13 protein-coding genes are annotated in these 16,764 nt (G+C 60.5%); all 13 read right to left on the bottom strand.

Annotated features, from left to right (window positions below; all coding sequences use genetic code 11):
- Window positions 1-206: 206 nt before the first annotated feature.
- The 13 genes from QMK51_RS11040 to QMK51_RS10980 all read right to left on the bottom strand — a co-directional run bounded on the left by QMK51_RS11040 (window position 207) and on the right by QMK51_RS10980 (window position 16,609).
- A complete protein-coding gene (locus QMK51_RS11040) occupies window positions 207-611 on the bottom strand; it encodes a TraR/DksA family transcriptional regulator (RefSeq protein WP_007907888.1) in 405 nt (134 codons plus the stop codon).
- A gap of 327 nt (window positions 612-938) precedes the next feature.
- Complete coding sequence (locus tag QMK51_RS11035; protein WP_320394050.1) at window positions 939-1,961, bottom strand: ABC transporter permease; 1,023 nt, start codon at window positions 1,959-1,961, stop codon at window positions 939-941.
- Between the two features lie 178 nt (window positions 1,962-2,139).
- The gene (locus tag QMK51_RS11030) at window positions 2,140-3,705 is read right to left on the bottom strand and encodes a sugar ABC transporter ATP-binding protein (RefSeq protein ID WP_258700128.1); all 1,566 of its coding nucleotides are present in this window, start codon (window positions 3,703-3,705) and stop codon (window positions 2,140-2,142) included.
- A 70-nt stretch (window positions 3,706-3,775) separates the two neighbouring features.
- On the bottom strand, window positions 3,776-4,702 hold the full coding sequence (locus QMK51_RS11025) for a sugar ABC transporter substrate-binding protein (RefSeq protein WP_320394048.1): 927 nt from the start codon (window positions 4,700-4,702) through the stop codon (window positions 3,776-3,778).
- Between the two features lie 367 nt (window positions 4,703-5,069).
- Window positions 5,070-6,122, bottom strand: coding sequence for a Gfo/Idh/MocA family oxidoreductase (locus QMK51_RS11020; protein WP_320394047.1), 1,053 nt, complete (start codon window positions 6,120-6,122; stop codon window positions 5,070-5,072).
- Window positions 6,123-6,259: 137 nt separating this feature from the next.
- Entirely contained in the window at window positions 6,260-7,120 is an 861-nt protein-coding gene (locus QMK51_RS11015; RefSeq protein WP_320394046.1) for a sugar phosphate isomerase/epimerase, read from the bottom strand.
- A gap of 153 nt (window positions 7,121-7,273) precedes the next feature.
- Window positions 7,274-8,299 (bottom strand): Gfo/Idh/MocA family oxidoreductase, encoded by a 1,026-nt coding sequence (locus QMK51_RS11010; protein ID WP_320394045.1) that lies wholly within the window; start codon window positions 8,297-8,299, stop codon window positions 7,274-7,276.
- 31 nt (window positions 8,300-8,330) lie between these two features.
- Window positions 8,331-10,262 carry a 3D-(3,5/4)-trihydroxycyclohexane-1,2-dione acylhydrolase (decyclizing) gene (iolD, locus tag QMK51_RS11005; RefSeq protein ID WP_320394044.1) on the bottom strand — a complete coding sequence of 644 codons (1,932 nt, stop codon included), beginning with the start codon at window positions 10,260-10,262 and terminating at the stop codon, window positions 8,331-8,333.
- Between the two features lie 147 nt (window positions 10,263-10,409).
- On the bottom strand, window positions 10,410-11,231 hold the full coding sequence (locus QMK51_RS11000; RefSeq protein WP_320394043.1) for a TIM barrel protein: 822 nt from the start codon (window positions 11,229-11,231) through the stop codon (window positions 10,410-10,412).
- A gap of 25 nt (window positions 11,232-11,256) precedes the next feature.
- Window positions 11,257-12,759: a CoA-acylating methylmalonate-semialdehyde dehydrogenase gene (locus QMK51_RS10995; RefSeq protein WP_320394042.1), complete on the bottom strand. Its 1,503-nt coding sequence runs from the start codon at window positions 12,757-12,759 to the stop codon at window positions 11,257-11,259.
- 44 nt (window positions 12,760-12,803) lie between these two features.
- On the bottom strand, window positions 12,804-13,613 hold the full coding sequence (iolB, locus tag QMK51_RS10990; protein ID WP_320394041.1) for a 5-deoxy-glucuronate isomerase: 810 nt from the start codon (window positions 13,611-13,613) through the stop codon (window positions 12,804-12,806).
- On the bottom strand, window positions 13,610-14,503 hold the full coding sequence (gene iolE, locus QMK51_RS10985; RefSeq protein WP_320394040.1) for a myo-inosose-2 dehydratase: 894 nt from the start codon (window positions 14,501-14,503) through the stop codon (window positions 13,610-13,612). Before iolE ends, iolB begins: the two co-directional genes overlap by 4 nt.
- A 168-nt stretch (window positions 14,504-14,671) precedes the next feature.
- Window positions 14,672-16,609: a bifunctional 5-dehydro-2-deoxygluconokinase/5-dehydro-2-deoxyphosphogluconate aldolase gene (locus QMK51_RS10980; protein WP_320394039.1), complete on the bottom strand. Its 1,938-nt coding sequence runs from the start codon at window positions 16,607-16,609 to the stop codon at window positions 14,672-14,674.
- Window positions 16,610-16,764: the final 155 nt, after the last annotated feature.

Below are 16,764 nucleotides of genomic sequence, written 5' to 3'. Positions count from 1 at the left end.
CAGGCATCTTCTAATTGTTGTATCCGCATTAAACGCCACTACAAGGCCATTATCTATGGTCCGTTAGTAGTAGGGGGTGCAGCAGATCAATAGAAGTGCGTCGGCTTTTTCGCAGACGTCGAAAAGCATCGCGGGCAAGCCCGCTCCCACAAGGTCCGTGTTGAACTTGTGGGAGCGGGCTTGCCCGCGATGGGGGCGCTACTGAATCAGGCCTGACGCTGGTGCTTGTCGATCTGCTCGTGACGCTCTTGAGCTTCGATGCAGTATTTGGTGGTCGGGCTGATCAGCAGGCGTTTCAGGCCAATGGCCTCGCCGCTGTCATCGCACCAGCCGAAGCTGTCTTCCTTGATGCGTTCCAGGGCCTGTTCCAACTGAGGCAGCATGCGCTGGTCGCGATCGATCGCGTTCACCAGCCAGGTGCGCTCTTCTTCGACGGAAGCCGCGTCAGCCGGATCGGCCGGGGTGTCCAGGCTCTCGATGGCGATGCGATTCTGTTCGATGCGCTCATGGGTTTCGACTTTCATGTTCTGCAACAGCTCAGAGAAAAAAGCATGTTGCTCGGCATTCATGTAGTCATCCGCCGGCATGGCCAGCAACTTGTCCTTTGTCATTGATATCTCTATAAAAAAACGTGCATTAAGGCGAATTAGGGAGCGTTCCGTTGAGCCTGTGGCTGTCATTGGAACGGCGCCGTTTATTCCAAGCGCCACCCGGCACTCAATTTACGAGGGGCGGCAGTCTAAGGCCGACTCGAGGCCTCAGCAACTGAAAAGACAGCAAATCTGTCCGACAAGGTCCTGAAAGTGCTCTATGGCAGGCTTTGAGGTGCTTATCGGAGTGCGTTTATATCAAGAAATTCAGTCGAGCAGCTGTATATAGAAGACAAACGGCTACGCCACGCGGGTCAGGCGTGGCGCATTTTCGTCTTTCGTCCGGCTTCAGCGCTTGAGTTTGCGCTTGTTGCGGTACTGGTCGATGACCACCGCCACCACAATGATCAGCCCCTTGATGATGTCTTGAATATAAGCGTCAACACCGACAAAGGTAAAGCCGCTGGCCATGACCCCGAGGATCAACGCGCCGATCACGGTGCCAGTGATGCGCCCTACGCCACCGGCCAGGCTGGTGCCACCGATGACCGCCGCGGCAATCGCGTCCAGTTCATAAGACATGCCCATCCCGGCCTGCCCGGTCGCGGCCCGCGCCGACGCCACCACCCCGGCCAGGCCTGCAAGCAACCCGGCGATGCTGTAGACGATCACCAGATGCCGCTTGACGTTGATCCCGGAGGTGCGTGCCGCCTGCATGTTGCCGCCGATGGCGTAGGTGTACTTGCCGTACTTGGTGTAACGCAGGGCGATGTGAAAGATCACCGCCACCACCAGAAAAATGATCACCGGCATCGCGCCGTGTCCGATGGCCGTGTAGGAATCCGAGAGCATGCTCACCGGCTGACCTTCGGTGTAGTAGCGCGCCAGGCCGCGAGCCGAGACCATCATGCCGAGGGTGGCAATGAACGGCGGAATCCCGGTGATCGCAATGATACTGCCGTTGATCGCCCCCGCCAGCAATCCCACCCCAAGCCCGGCGATCACCGGAATCCACACCGGCAAGTCCGTCAGGGACGGAAACACCGCCCGGGCAAAGTCGGAGGTCTGGGCCAGGCTGGCGGCAATCATCGCCGACAGCGCCAGCACCGAACCGGAGGACAGGTCGATGCCGGTGGTGATGATGACCTGGGTCACCCCGATCGCCAACAGGCCGATGATCGACACTTGCAGGATCATCAGCACCAGACGCTGGGAGTTCATCAGGAAGCTCTGATCTCGCACGATCCAGCCGAACAGTTCGAAGACCAGGCCGATGCCGATCAGTACCAGGAAGATACTCAACTCGGTCGGAAAGCGCCGGCGACTCTTGACCGGTGCCACTGCTGGCTTGTTTTCCAGTATCGCGTTCATAACCACTCATCCTTCAAATGAAATCCGTGTGGCAAGGGAGCTTGCTTGTGGCGAGGGAGCTTGCTCCCGTTGGACTGCGCAGCAGTCCCATTCTTTTAGGGCCGCTTCGCAACCCAGCGGGAGCAAGCTCCCTCGCCACACAATCCCCTTTCACCCTTGGACTGTGTTCATCTTCTCATTAGTGAACCGCGGACATACCCGAGGCCAGTTGCATCACCCGTTCCTGGGTCGCTTCGCTGCGGTCGAGGGTGCCCATCAGGTCGCCCTCGTGCATGACCATGACCCGGTCGCTCATGCCCAGCACTTCCGGCAGTTCCGAGGAAATCATGATCACCGCCATGCCTTCGCTGGCGAGGTAGGAGATAAGCCGGTAGATCTCGGCCTTGGCGCCGACATCGATGCCCCGGGTCGGCTCGTCGAGAATCAGGATGCGCGGATTGGTCATCAGCCAGCGCGCCAGCAAGGCCTTCTGCTGATTACCGCCGGACAGCGTGTCGATGCATTGCTCCAGCGACGGGGTTTTCACCCGCAGCTTCTTGCACATGTCTTCACACAAGGCGCGCAAGGCTTTCTGCTGGATGAAGCCGTTGCCGACGTAATGGGGCAACACCGCCATTTCCATGTTCTCGAGCACCGACAGGCACGGGAACAGGCCGCTGAGCTTGCGATCTTCGGTCAACAGCGCGAAGCCCTTCTCGATCGCCATGTGCGGATCGCTGATGCGCACCACCTCACCGTCGAGCCGGATTTCGCCACCGTCGCTTGGGGTGATGCCGAAAATCGCCTCGGCGACATTGGTCCGCCCCGAGCCCATCAACCCGGCGATGCCAAGGATCTCCCCGGCATGCAGGTCGAAGGAGACGTCTTTGAAAATGCCGTCCAGCTTGAGGTCGCGCACCGACAGCAGCAGATCGCCGATCGGCTTCTCCCGCACCGGGAACAACTGGCTCAATTCGCGGCCGACCATCATCGAAATCAGGCTGTCGCCGTCCATGCTGTCGGCCCGTTGCAGGCCGATGTAGGCGCCGTCACGGAACACCGCCACTTCATCGGCAATGCTGAACACTTCGTTCATTTTGTGAGTGATGTAGATGATGCCTTTGCCCTGGCTCTTGAGGTCGGCAATGATCGAGAACAGATGGGCGACTTCCTTGTCGGTGATGGCCGAGGTCGGTTCGTCCATGATCAGGATGTCGGAGTCGTAGGACACCGCCTTGGCGATCTCGACCATCTGCCGCTCGGCGATGCTCAAGTTGCCCACCTGCTCTTCCGGGTCGAGGTTGATCCGCAGACGCGCCAGCAGCTTGGCGGTGCAACGGTGCATTTCGCGGTGATCGATCATGTGCAGGCCGTTGAGTTGTTCGCGGCCGATCCAGATGTTCTCGGCGATGCTCATGTGCGGCATCAGGTTGAGTTCCTGGTGGATCATCGCGATCCCGGCCTGAAGCGCCGCCAGTGGTGTTTCGAAGACCACCGGTTTGCCCCGCAGACGCAACTCGCCGGCGTCCGGCTGGTAGATGCCGGCAATGATTTTCATCAGGGTGGATTTGCCGGCGCCGTTCTCACCCATCAGGGCCAGCACGGAACCGGGGCGGACCCGAAGCTGCACATCGGACAAGGCCACCACACCGGGAAACCCCTTGCTGACGTTGATGATCTCCAGCAGGTACGGTTCATCGACCGGTGTCGCGGTTGGCTGGATACCCACCAACGGGGTGCTCGAAGCAGTCGCTGAAGCGAACATGATCAGGTACTCCATCAGCAAGGTCGCGATCGCCACCTTGCGTGTTTATTGTTGTTATCGAACGGACGGATTATTTGAACTGGTCAACGTTTTGCAGGGTGATCAAGCGATACGGCACCCACACGGCCTGCTCGACCGGTTCGTTTTTGGCCATTTTCACCGCCGTGTCGACCGAACCATCGGCCTGACCCTTGGCGTCCTGGAACACCGAAACCACCAGAGAGCCCTTCTTCACCGCGTTCAAACCGTCGGGCGTACCGTCGACACCGGCGATCAGCACGCTACCTTTGGCGACACCCGCCTGTTGCAAGGCCATGGCCGCGCCAATCGCCATCTCGTCGTTGTTGGAGACGACCGCGTCGAACTTGCGGCCCTGGGTCAGCCAGTCGTTGACCAGGGTCATGCCCTTGTCTCGCGACCAGATGCCGCTCTGCTCTTGCTCGATCTTGATGTTCGGGTACTTGGCCAGCACCTCCTTTACGCCCTTGGTGCGGTTAGTGGTGGAGTTGTTGGCCAAATCACCCAGCAGAATCACGATGTCGCCCTTGCCGCCCATCTTGTCGGCCAGGTACTGCATCTGCATCTGGCCGGCCTCCAGATCGTTGGAGGCGACAGTGACCACGCCTTTGGGCAGGTTCAGGTCATCGGGACGACGATTGACGTACACCAGCGGAATGCCGGCCTTGACCGCTGCTTCAGTGATTTTCCTGGTAGCGGCGGTATCCACCGGGTTGACCACAATGGCGTCGACCTTCTGGCTGATGAAGCTTTCTACCTGGCTCAACTGCCTGACCACGTCGCTGCGGGCGTCTTCGAACTGCAGCTTGACGCCATCGGGATAGGACTTGGCTTTTGTGTCCATGGACTCGCGCAGGTAGGTCAGCCAGGTGTCATCGAACTGCGCCATGCTGACGCCGATCTTCATGTCAGCGAGGGCGGCGCCGCTGGCGAGCATCAGGGACAAGGCCAGTGAGGCGAAACGGATCTTGGTCTTCATGAAAGGTCTTTCTCCACATTCTTGTTGGTTTTATGGATAAGGCGTGACGATTTCAGTAAGTGGGCAAGCGGACAATCGGTGCACCCGGAATACAGCAGACCAGGGCGCCCTTGCGTTCGACGCAAAGCAAGCGAGAGATGGAATGAAACGAGACGCGAGGCAGGTCGCGAGAGAGGTGCAGCGCGCAACGTAAAGCATGCAGAGCAGAGTTGAAGGTTTTCATCGACGGTACCTGGCTTTTGTTTCTTGTTTTTGGTGCGTCCTTCACTCGTTCAAGGCCTGCTTGAGCGTGATCGGACGTTGATAGTCGGCAACCTGGAAACGACTTTATTGGAAAATAATTTCTATATCAACTCATTTTAGAATTTTATTCTGGTTTTATTCCATGGCTCTCGAACGGGCTCAACGCCACCACTTGATGCCCCTCGAAACTGAGCCGCGCAGCGTCTAGCACGCGGGTGGTCGCCAGTGCATCACGGGCCTCGACCGGCAGTGGGCCACCGCTCTGTAACGCGGTTTGTAGCTGCAAATAGAACTGGTTCCAGCAGCCTCGCTCGGACGGCACCCGCTCGCGCACCTCGCCTTGTTCGAACCAGCCCCAGCGACGATGCTCTTCGACGCCCCAGCGCTCGCCCTCGGATTTGGGCGTGAGCCCGGCCAGGGTCGACGCCTCTTGCCCGTCCAGACCGTCGACGCTGTAGCAGCCCTGGGTGCCGGTCACGCGAAAACGCGGGCCAGGAGTGCTTTGCAGACAACTGCCACCCAGGTGCGAGATCACCCCATTGGCATGGGTCAGGGACATAAAGAAGCCGTTGTCGAAGGGCTGATCTTTTTCGAGGTAATCCAGTTCGGCATAAACCCGGGCGACGGGACCGAACAACAGCAGCGCCTGATCCACCAGATGGCTGCCCAGATCGCGCAGAAAACCACCGCCGCTGCCGTTGTTCACCGACTGTGGCGAGTAGCGCTCGATCCGCGATTCGAAACGGATGACCTGCCCCAGCGCACCGGACTCGATGAGTTTGCGCACGGTGAGAAAGTCCGAGTCCCAGCGCCGGTTCTGGTAGACGCTCAGTTGCACCCCCTGACGCTCGGCCATGGTGATCAGGGTTTGCGCCTGTTGCGTGTCGGCGGCGAACGGTTTGTCGCTGACCACCGCCACCCCGTGTTCGATGGCGTCGAGCACCAGCGCCGGGCGACCTTTGAGCGGCGTGGACACCACCAGCACATCGACCCCCGCTTCGACCAGTTGGCCGATGCTGTCGAAGGCCGGCACGCCGGGGTGTTCCGTGGCCAGCCATTGCCGGCGCTCGGCGGATCGGGTGACCACGCCCACGAAGGTCGCCGCCGGCAAACTGCTGATCAGCGGCGCATGGAAAAACCGGCCGCCATGGCCGTAACCGACAAGTCCGATACGCATGAAAGTATTCTCCTTATAGAACACACCCCCTGTGGGAGCGGGCTTGCCCGCGATAGCGGTCTGACAATCACTGAGATGTTGAATGTGTCGCCGTCATCGCGGGCAAGCCCGCTCCCACAGGTTTTGTGTAAGGTCCGTCAGCGACAGAGTTCGCTTTTGACGCGCTCGAGCATCATCCGGTTGGACTCATCCGGCCGGTCTTCCCAGGCGAACACCGAGACGGTGGCGATGCCATCGAACTTGATCTCGCGCAAGGTGCCGAAAAACGCTTCCCAATCGACCTCGCCCTGGCCGATGTCCAGATGCTGGTGCACGGTGGCGGTGACGCCCGGCGGGTTGACGATGTAGCGCAAGCCCGAGGACGCCTTGTGGTTGTAGGTGTCGGCAATGATCAGGTGGCTCAGTTTCGACCCGGCGTACTTGAGCATCGAGGCGATGTCACCCTGGCCATCGTCGTAGAAAAACGTGTGTGGCGCGGCGTAGAGGTAGTTGATCCAGTCACGGTCCAGACCACGAATGATGTCCACCGACTCGTTGTTGCGCTCGCAGAAATCATAAGGATGGGCCTGGATATCGAGCTTGATGCCTTCGCGTTCGAACTCGGGGATCAGTTCGTCCATGGAACGCATGAACTGGTTCTCGCACACCAGCGGGTTGTCCGACTGGCCGGTGAACTCGGTGTTGACCAGTTCGCAGTCCATCTCCACGGCAATCTGGATCGCCCTCTTCCAGTTGCGCACCGCGGCCACGCGCAAGCCTTCGTCGGCGGCGGCCCAGTGGTACATCGGTAATAAAGAAGAGAGTTTGACCCCGGTGTCGCTCAGGGCTTTGCGAAATTCCTTGATTCGCGCCTTGTCGACCCGCGGGGCTTTATAGAACGGCAGGAAATCTTCCCGGGGCGACAGCTCGATGTGTTCGTAACCGAGCTCGGCGACCTTGTCGACCATCTTGCCCAGGGACAGGTTGCGGTACATGTAGGGGTCTAGTGCGATGCGCATGTTGTTCTCCATCACTTGACGTTGATCGTTCCCACGCTCTGCGTGGGAACGCCGCCATGGACGCTCCGCGTCCGCTTTGTGACGCGGAGCGTCACGGGATGCATTCCCACGCGGAGCGTGGGAACGATCGGCGCTCTGCGTGGGAACGATCGGTTAGTCGTAGAAGTGTGGGCGGTCTGGCAGGCCGACATTTACAATCTGGCCGCTGTTCTGCGCTTCGATGCATGCATCCGCAGCGACTGCGGCAGCGAAACCGTCCCACGCCGACGGTCCGCCCACCTGCCCGGCCCGCACGCCATCGATGAACGCCTGCAACTCGACGTCATACGCGGCGATGAACCGGTCCTTCCAGTCCATCAGAATCGCATTGGACAGCTTCGCCCCGCTGCGCAATTGAACCTGCGACGGTTCCGGCAGTTTGGCGATGCCCGTCTCCCCCACCACTTCGCACTGAATGTCGTAGCCGTACTGGCAGTTGACGAACACTTCCACATCGATGCGCGTGCCCTTGGCGGTTTCCAGCAGCACGATCTGCGGGTCTTTCAAATGGGCGTGAGCCTTGCTGGTCTTGCGCGGGAACACCACTTGCACCGACACGTAATCGTCGTCGAGCAACCAGCGCAATACGTCCAGCTCATGGATCAGTGTGTCGGTGATCGCCATGTCGGTCTTGTAGTTCTCACCCACGGTCGGGTTACGGTGAGCGCAATGCAGCATCAACGGTTCGCCGATCTGGCCGCTGTCGATCACGGCTTTCAACGCCCGATACCCTTCATCGTACGGGCGCATGAAACCGACCTGCACCAGCCGTTTGCCATGGGCCACTTCGGCCTCAACGATCTTGCGACAGCCTTCGGCGGTGACGGCCAATGGCTTCTCGCAGAACACCGGTTTGCCCGCCGCAATCGCAGCCAGTACAAATTCTTCGTGGCTCGGGCCCCAGGAGGTGACGAGGATCGCCTCGACTTCCGGCGCCTTGATCAGCGCGTGGCCGTCGGGATAGACCTCGGCGGTCAGTTTCAGGTCGGAGACGACCTTGGCCGCTTGCTGCAAATTGATGTCGGTGACCGCAACGACCTGGCTATTGAGCAAGGTCTGGCTGCAACGACGGATGTGATCCTGGCCGATGGCCCCGGTGCCGATGACGCCAATGCGCAATGAATTGGAAAGCAAAGACATGTAAACACTCCTGTGGGTTCGTTCAGGGCAATCAGTATTGACGGGCCTTGGCCAGTCGCTCGTTGAGGGTCTTGGCCACCGCGTCGGTGCGGGCGCTGGTCGAGACCTGCGCCACGCCGACCCGCCACCACGACAGGTATTTGTGAATCATGGTTTTGGGCAGGACCTTGATGTCGATCAGCGTCGACACCGTCTGCAACCGAGCATCCGCCAACGCGGCTTGCAACTCTTCAACGGTGTTCACTTTGTAGGTCTTGCAGCCGTAAGCCGCAGCGCTCATGGCGAAATCCACCGGCATGAAGCCGCCATCGAGCTTGCCGGTTTCCGGATTACGGAAACGGAACTCGGTGCCGAAGCTGTCCATGCCGTGTTCCATTTGCAAGTTGTTGATGCAGCCGAAGGTCATGTTGTCCAGCAGCACCACGTTGATCTTGCGCCGCTCCTGGATCGAGGTCGCCAGTTCCGAGTGCAGCATCATGTAGGAGCCGTCGCCCACCAGCGCATAGACCTCGCGCTCAGGCTCGGCGAGCTTCACGCCCAGTGCGGCATTCACCTCGTAACCCATGCACGAATAACCGTACTCGACGTGGTAAGTGTTCACGCCCTTGCTGCGCCAGCTGCGCTGCAGGTCACCGGGCAAACTGCCGGCGGCGGCGACGATTACGGCGTCATCGGCCAGGATTTCATTGAGCACGCCGAGTACCCGGCTTTGGGTCAGGCAGGAACCGGTCAGCTCGATGAATTCGCGCAGCACCGCCGGGTCCAGGTGGTCGTTGATTTCCGGAACGAAGTCCTGGGTCTGGTACTCGACCTGATAGATGCGGTCCACTTCCTCGTCCAACTGCGCCCGGGCCTGCCGGGGTTGATCGCCCCAGCCGGAGCGATAGTCGCCCAACACAGCGGCCAAGGCGTTCAAGCTGGTTTTGGCGTCCGCCAGCAGTTGCACGCCATCGAGTTTCAGGGCGTCGCAGGGGCTGATATTGAGGTTGAGGAATTGCACGTCCGGGTGTTTGAACAAGGATTTCGACGCGGTGGTGAAATCGCTGTAGCGGGTGCCGACACCGATGATCAAATCAGCGTCCTTGGCCAACAGGTTCGCCGCCAGGCAACCGGTTTCGCCGATCCCGCCGACGTTCAGCGGATGGCTGGACACCACCGCGCTCTTGCCGGCCTGGGTTTCGGCGAAGGGGATATCGAAACGCTCGGCGAATGCCTGCAACGCTGCATTGGCGCCGGAGTATTTGACCCCGCCGCCGCAGATGATCAGTGGCTTGCGTTTGCCTTTGAACAGCGCCAACGCATCACCGAGCATCGCTTCGGTGGCCGGACGGCGCTCGATGCGGTGCACGCGTTTTTGCAGGAAGTAATCGGGATAGTCGTAAGCCTCGGCCTGCACGTCTTGCGGCAAGGCCAGGGTCACGGCGCCGGTTTCGGCGGGGTCGGTAAGCACGCGCATGGCGTGGATCGCCGCCGTCATCAATTGCTCGGGACGGTTGATGCGGTCCCAGTATTTGCTCACGGCCTTGAACGCATCGTTGGTGCTGATGCTCAGGTCGTGGAACTGCTCGATCTGTTGCAGCACCGGGTCCGGTTGGCGGCAGGCATAAACGTCGCCGGGCAACAGCAGCAAGGGAATACGGTTGGCGGTGGCCGTCGCGGCAGCGGTCAGCATGTTCGCTGCCCCCGGGCCCACCGATGAAGAACAGGCGTAGATCTTGCGCCGAAGGTGTTGCTTGGCGAAACCGATGGCGGCGTGGGCCATGCCTTGTTCGTTGCGCCCCTGATGGACGATCAGGTCGCCGCTGTCCTGTTCCAAGGCTTGCCCCAGACCCAGCACATTACCGTGGCCGAAAATGGTAAAGATCCCGGCGACGAATTTGCTCTGAACGCCATCGACCTCGATGTACTGGTTATCGAGGAATTTCACCAGGGCCTGGGCCATGGTCAGTCTTGTTGTGGTCATATCCGATCCTTCAATACGTGAAGAAACCCTGTGGGAGCGAGCCTGCTCGCGATTGCGGTGTGTCAGGCAATATAAATGTTGAATGTGCCGCCCTCATCGCGAGCAGGCTCGCTCCCACAGTTGATCTCCATCAGCCCGAAAGCGTTGTCAGGCCAGGGATTTCTGCAGGTGATCCATGCTCGCGCCGATCGCCGTCTGGATATCCGCCAGGCCATGGACGCTGTCGGCGAACGGTTCGAACGACAGGTAGCCGCTGTAGCCGGTACTGAGCAAGGTGTCGATCTGTGCCGCGTTGCCAAGGATGTCGCCCTCGCCCACCAGCACCCGATGGCCGTCGCGGATGGTCGCCAGCGGCGCCTCGGCATCTTCGACACCGGAGATGTGCACCAGGCCGGTCAGCTCGGGGAAGAATTCATGTTCGCTGGCCAGGTGATGGTGAAAGGTGTCATGCACCAGACGGAACACGTCCAGCCCGCCAATCGCCTTGATCGCATCGACCGCCGTGCGTTTGCGCCGCAGCGAGCATTCTTCGAAACCCAGCGGTTCGATGAAGCCGAGGATGCCGTGATCGCGCAGGATCGGCGCCAGTTCGCTCAGCGCCGTGCGCAACCCAGAAGCACGCTGCGCTTCGGTTCGTGGATCGGCGCGGTCGTTCAACGGGCACATGACCAAACCCTGCGCGCCGCAATCACGGGCATAAGCGGCGAGCTTGAGCGCGTGTGCACGGCGCTCGTCATTCCAGAGATCGAACGGATACAGCGCATTGATCGACAACACGGTGATGCCTTTGGCTGCGCACAACTCACGGACGTGCTCGGGTGCGGTGCCGTCTTCGATCTCGACACCCTTGAGGTCGTTGCGGATCTCGATGGCGTCGGCCTTGAGGGTCACCGCCAACTCGATGAACGCCGGCAGGGACAAACGTGGGGCGACCATACGGTTCAGGGCGAAACGCAGGGGTTTGCTCATTATTGTTGTTCTCCGCACAAGTGAATTATTTGGCTGTCGGCATGCTGAATTCAGGGCCCTTGACGATGCTGTCGGGCCAGCGCTGCATCACGCTTTTGTAGCGGCTGTAGAAGCGAATGCCTTCTTCGCCATACGCGTGGTGATCACCGAACAGCGAGCGCTTCCAGCCGCCGAACGAGTGCCAGGCCATGGGCACCGGAATCGGTACGTTGATGCCGACCATGCCGACCTTGATGCTGCGGGCAAACGACCGGGCGATGCCGCCGTCGCTGGTGAAACACGACACACCGTTGCCGAACTCATGGGCGTTGATCAACGCCACGGCGCTGGCGAAGTCCGGCACGCGCACGATGCCCAGCACCGGCCCGAAGATCTCTTGCTGGTAGATGCTCATCTCGGTCGTGACGTTATCGAACAGCGTCGCGCCGACGAAGAAGCCGTTCTCGGCGCCCGGCACCTTGAAGTTGCGCCCGTCGACAATCAGCTGCGCGCCCTGGGCCACGCCTTCGCCGATAAAACCTTCGACCTTGGCCTTGTGCTCGGCGGTCACCAGCGGCCCCATGTCGCTGTCGCCCTGCAAGCCGTTGCCGACTTTCAGTTGATCGATGCGCGGCAGCAGTTTGGCAATCAACTGGTCGCCGACATCGCCCACCGCCACGGCAATCGAAATCGCCATGCAGCGCTCGCCGGCCGAACCGTACGCCGCGCCGATCAACGCATCTGCCGCTTGATCCAGATCGGCGTCGGGCATGACGATCATGTGGTTCTTCGCCCCGCCCAGCGCCTGTACGCGTTTGCCGCGTGAGGTCGCTTGCTGGTGGATGTATTCGGCAATCGGTGTCGAGCCGACAAAGGAAATCGCCTCGATGTCCGGATGTTGCAGCAAGGCATCGACCGCGCTCTTGTCGCCCTGGACCACGTTGAACACACCGTCCGGCAATCCGGCCTCGGTGAGCAAACGGGCCATCAGCAAACTGGCCGATGGATCTCGCTCGGAGGGTTTGAGGATGAAGCAGTTACCGGTGACCAGCGCCAGCGGAATCATCCACAGCGGCACCATCACCGGGAAGTTGAATGGGGTAACGCCGGCACAAACACCCAACGGCTGACGCAGGTTCCAGTTGTCGATGCCACCGCCGATGTTGTCGCTGAAATCGGTTTTCAGCAGGTTCGGCGCGCCACAGGCGTACTCGACGATTTCGATGCCACGGGTCACTTCGCCCTTGGCGTCCGAAAGAACCTTGCCGTGTTCGCGGCTGATGATTTCGGCCAGTTCGTTGTGATGGCGGTCGAGCAATTCCTTGAACTTGAACATTACCCGCGAACGGCGCAGGGACGATTGCTCGGACCACGCCGGGAACGCCTTCAGGGCCGAGGCGACGGCGTCATCCACGGTCTTCTGGCTGGCCAGCCCGACCCGCGCCTGAACGCTGCCGGTGGCCGGGTTGAAGACATTGCTGAACCGCTCGCTGCCGCTATCCTGCACTTGACCGTCGATGTAATGGCCTATTACCTGGGCGTCGCTCATTGCGCTTGTTCTCCGTTCGAATGTTCAAATTCAGGCGTTGTAATTCAGAGATCGAGCAGCCAGCTGTGCTGCGGATCGTTATGGAACTGCCAGACGCGTTTCGGGCCGGCCATCACGTTCAGGTAATACGACTCATAGCCGTAGGGCACGCTGACCGGGTGATAGCCCTTGGGTACGACGACCAGGTCGCTGTTTTCCACGGCCATGGCCTGATCGATGCTGCGATCGTCGGTGTAGACCCGCTGGAACACGAAGCCCTGGGGCGGGTTGATCTGGTGGTAATAGGTTTCTTCGAGAAAGCTCTGGTGCGGCAGATCATCGGTGTCGTGCTTGTGCGGCGGATAGCTCGACGAGTGCCCGGACGGCGTGCGCACTTCCACCACCAGCAGCGAATGGGCCGGCTCGGTGTCTGGCAGGATGTCGCAGACGTAACGGGTGTTGGCGCCCTTGCCGCGCACGCTGCGCTTCATGCTGTCGGGTTTGATCAGCCGTGGGCCGAGGTTTTCGGTGGTCGAACCGGGGGCGGCGCAGACGGCGATTTGCACGTCGCTGAGCGCGACCACTTGCGCCTGGCTGCCGGGCGGCAAGTACACCGCGAACGGGGATTTGTCTTCGAAGACCGATTGGCGATCACCGATGTTGTCCCAATCGAACGCACCCTGCCCCGGCGCTTCGCCTTTGACGCTGACCCGACCACTGAGCAACACCAGGCACAGCTCCTTGTCGCCGGCGCTGACCGGCAGGGTTTCACCGAGGCTCAGGCGGTAAGCGGCGAAGCCGACGTATTCCAGCTCACCCGGCCCCAGCTCGACCATGGTCCGGCCGCGCGCATTGCTTTTGACCAACAGGCTCATCGCGCGGTCCTCTCATTGAGCAGCGCACGTAAGGTGTCGTAGCCTTTTTTGGCGTAAACGTAACTCGGTGCCACCGCCGGATCCTGCTCGGCCTCGACCACCAGCCAGCCGTGGTAATCGGCAGTCAGCAGCACATCAAGCAAGGCGCCGAAGTCGATGTCGCCATCACCGGGCACGGCGAACGTGCCGTTGATGATGCAGTCCGGGAAGCTCCACAGGTTATTGCGCGCCAGTTGCACCACCGGTTTGCGCACGTCCTTGAAATGCACGTGGCAGATGCGTTCGATGTGTTTGCGCAGCACCTGCAACGGCTCGCCGCCGCCCATGTAGCAGTGGCCCGAATCGAACAGCAGGCCGACTTCGCTGCCGGTCAATGCCATCAGTTTGTCGATGTCCGCCGGGGATTCGACGTAGGCCCCCATGTGGTGGTGATACGCCAGGCGCACGCCTTGGGACAGGGTGAAGCGCGCCAGTTCGGTAAGTTTGTCGGCGTACTCCTGCCATGCCTGCTCGGTGTGAAAACGCGGGCGCTCGACCAATGGAATGCGCTGGCCTTGAATGGAGTCGGCGACTTCGCCATAGACCAGCACCTTGGCGCCGTTCTTCGCCAGCAGCTCGACATGGCTGCCGATGGCGTCGATTTCCTCGGCCACGGAGCGGCGGGCCAGACGGCTGGAATACCAACCGGAGACCAGCGCCAGATCGTAGGGCCGCAGCACGTCGCCGACGCCTTTGGCATCCTTGGGGAATTTGCCGTTGAGTTCGAAACCTTCGTAGCCGATGTCCTTGCCCTCGCTGAGGGCGGTGCTCAACGGCGTCTCGCCGCCAAGGGACGGCAGGTCGTCGTTGCTCCAAGAAATCGGGTTGATGCCAATTCGGATAGCGGGCATGGCTGCACCTTTTATTGTTTTACACAAATCAGTAAGAACGACGCTGGACCCTGTGGGAGCGAGCCTGCTCGCGATAGCGGTGTGTCAGGCGACGTTAATATTGACTGTCAGTCCGCAATCGCGAGCAGGCTCGCTCCCACAGATTCAGTGTTCACACATTGAAAATGTTCAACTCCGGGCTTTGCGCCAGGCTTCGATCAGTTCGACGAACGTGCCCTGCACCTGGCGGATCAGCGTTTCGTCGTCGATTTCACCGGCCATCCACGCGCGGCTCGGTTCCTGGAAAATCGTCCGGCCTACGGCAAAACCTCGGCAAGTCTGGCTCTGGCTGGCTTGCTGAAACCCTTCGGCCAACGCCGCCGCCGGCGCATTCAAACCCAACAGCACGACACCACGGCAATACGGATCACGTTCCTGAATCAGTTCGTCGAGTTGTTTCCATTCCTCAGCGCTTTGCGCTTCGATCTTCCACCACGCCGGGTAAATGCCCAGGTTGTAGAGGCGTTTGAGGGCGCGATACAGCACGTCCGGATGCGTCGACGGGTGATCCTTGGGCGGAATGATCTCCAGCAGCAATTCATGCCCGCTGACTTGCGACGCCTGATACAAACCCTTGATCTGCGCTTCCTGTTCCAGACGCAGCAACGGCTCATCGTCGGGATGGAATTGCACCAGGCATTTGATGATCTGTTCTTGCGGCCAGGCGATCAGGTTGCTACCGATCGAGCGCCCGTGCTCGAACGCCAATGGCCGCGAGCCCTGTACCTCCACCGGTCGTGCCACCCACCAGCCGCGACCGGTGGCGGCGTTCAGCGAGTCCTGGCCGAAACGTTGATCGGCCAGCAAGCCGACATCGGCGTCGACACCCTGCTCACACAAATCCGCTTCGACCCGCTCCACCGCTTTGATAAAGAGTTGTTTGAGTTCGCCGATAGCGCTCAGGTCGCGCCCGCCCTTGTGGGCCAGCTCCACCAGTTGCCCGCGATGATCGAAGGCGAAGATGAACAGTTGCTTCCACTGTTTGCGCGGCACACTGACCTGATGCAGACGCTGCAACACCGCGTCCTGATCCGGCCGGGTGATCGGCACCGGGCTGTTGAACAGGTAATCGAGTTCGGCGCGGGTCGGCATCGCCGGGGCGCAGGCATGGCGCGATACCACCAGACCGCCGCAGGCATTGGCCAACTGGCAGCAGCGCTCGTCGCTGGCGTCCTCCAGCCAACCGCTGAGGAAACCCGACATGAAGGCATCGCCGGCCCCCAGCACATTCAGCACTACGACGCGCACGCCGGGATAGATCGCGCCGTCTTCGAGACGCGCCGGGATCACCCCGTGGATCACCGTGCAACCTTGCGGGCCGAGCTTGACCACCAACGTTGCCGCGCTCAGGCGCCGGACATTACGCAGCGCGGTGAGCAAATCCTCGGAGCCGCCGGCGATCAGGAATTCTTCTTCAGTGCCGACGATCAGGTCGAAACGCGGGAGGATTTTCTGCACGTGCTGGCTGACGTTCTGGTCGGCGACGAAGCGGGTTTCACCGTCCGCCTTGCCGGCCAGGCCCCAGAGTACCGGGCGATAATCGATGTCCAGCACCCGTTTGACGTTGTGCTTCTCGGCGTAGTCCAGCGCCTGAATGCTCGCCTTGTAGACGCCGTCGGTGGAGAAATGGGTGCCGGTGATCAGCAAGGCTTTGCTGGAAGCGATGAAGGCTTCGCTGACGTCTTCGGCGCGCAACGCCATGTCGGCGCAGTTTTCGCGGTAGAACACCAGGGGAAAGGTTTCACGGTCCTTGAGACCCAGCAGGACCATGGCGGTCAGGCGTTCCGGATCGACCTTGATGCCGCTGACGTCGCAGCCTTCGCGGGTCAGGGATTCAACCAGGAAGCGGCCCATGTGGTCGTCCCCTACCCGGCTCAGCATCGCCGACTTCAAACCCAGCCGAGCGGTGCCGAAGGCGATGTTGGCGGACGAACCGCCGAGGTATTTGGCGAAGCTGCTCACATCCTCCAGCCGCGCTCCGACTTGCTGCGCATAGAGGTCGACGCCAAGGCGCCCCAGGCAAATCAGATCCAATTGACGCCCACTGGCAAAACGAGTCTGGCCCATGCTGGCTCCTGTTATTTTTATCAGCCTGCGTTCGGGGCGATGCAGGCGCCGAACACTCTTGGTGGATGCAGACTAAAACGACCGGGACCGAACAATCAATAATTATTCTAAATATTTTTTACGTGGAATATTTTTTCCAATAAACTTCTGCACAA

This window comes from Pseudomonas sp. P9_31 (assembly GCF_034008235.1).
Classification (GTDB): Bacteria; Pseudomonadota; Gammaproteobacteria; order Pseudomonadales; family Pseudomonadaceae; genus Aquipseudomonas.
The sequence above is the reverse complement of the archived record's forward strand: the minus strand, read 5'-3'. Positions and strand labels throughout refer to the sequence as shown.

Coding starts and splice junctions, on each gene's coding strand:
- QMK51_RS11040 (WP_007907888.1), bottom strand. CDS start 611: ATGACAAAGGACAAGTTGCTGGCCATGCCGGCGGATGACTACATGAAT.
- QMK51_RS11035 (WP_320394050.1), bottom strand. CDS start 1,961: ATGAACGCGATACTGGAAAACAAGCCAGCAGTGGCACCGGTCAAGAGT.
- QMK51_RS11030 (WP_258700128.1), bottom strand. CDS start 3,705: ATGTTCGCTTCAGCGACTGCTTCGAGCACCCCGTTGGTGGGTATCCAG.
- QMK51_RS11025 (WP_320394048.1), bottom strand. CDS start 4,702: ATGAAGACCAAGATCCGTTTCGCCTCACTGGCCTTGTCCCTGATGCTC.
- QMK51_RS11020 (WP_320394047.1), bottom strand. CDS start 6,122: ATGCGTATCGGACTTGTCGGTTACGGCCATGGCGGCCGGTTTTTCCAT.
- QMK51_RS11015 (WP_320394046.1), bottom strand. CDS start 7,120: ATGCGCATCGCACTAGACCCCTACATGTACCGCAACCTGTCCCTGGGC.
- QMK51_RS11010 (WP_320394045.1), bottom strand. CDS start 8,299: ATGTCTTTGCTTTCCAATTCATTGCGCATTGGCGTCATCGGCACCGGG.
- iolD (WP_320394044.1), bottom strand. CDS start 10,262: ATGACCACAACAAGACTGACCATGGCCCAGGCCCTGGTGAAATTCCTC.
- QMK51_RS11000 (WP_320394043.1), bottom strand. CDS start 11,231: ATGAGCAAACCCCTGCGTTTCGCCCTGAACCGTATGGTCGCCCCACGT.
- QMK51_RS10995 (WP_320394042.1), bottom strand. CDS start 12,759: ATGAGCGACGCCCAGGTAATAGGCCATTACATCGACGGTCAAGTGCAG.
- iolB (WP_320394041.1), bottom strand. CDS start 13,613: ATGAGCCTGTTGGTCAAAAGCAATGCGCGCGGCCGGACCATGGTCGAG.
- iolE (WP_320394040.1), bottom strand. CDS start 14,503: ATGCCCGCTATCCGAATTGGCATCAACCCGATTTCTTGGAGCAACGAC.
- QMK51_RS10980 (WP_320394039.1), bottom strand. CDS start 16,609: ATGGGCCAGACTCGTTTTGCCAGTGGGCGTCAATTGGATCTGATTTGC.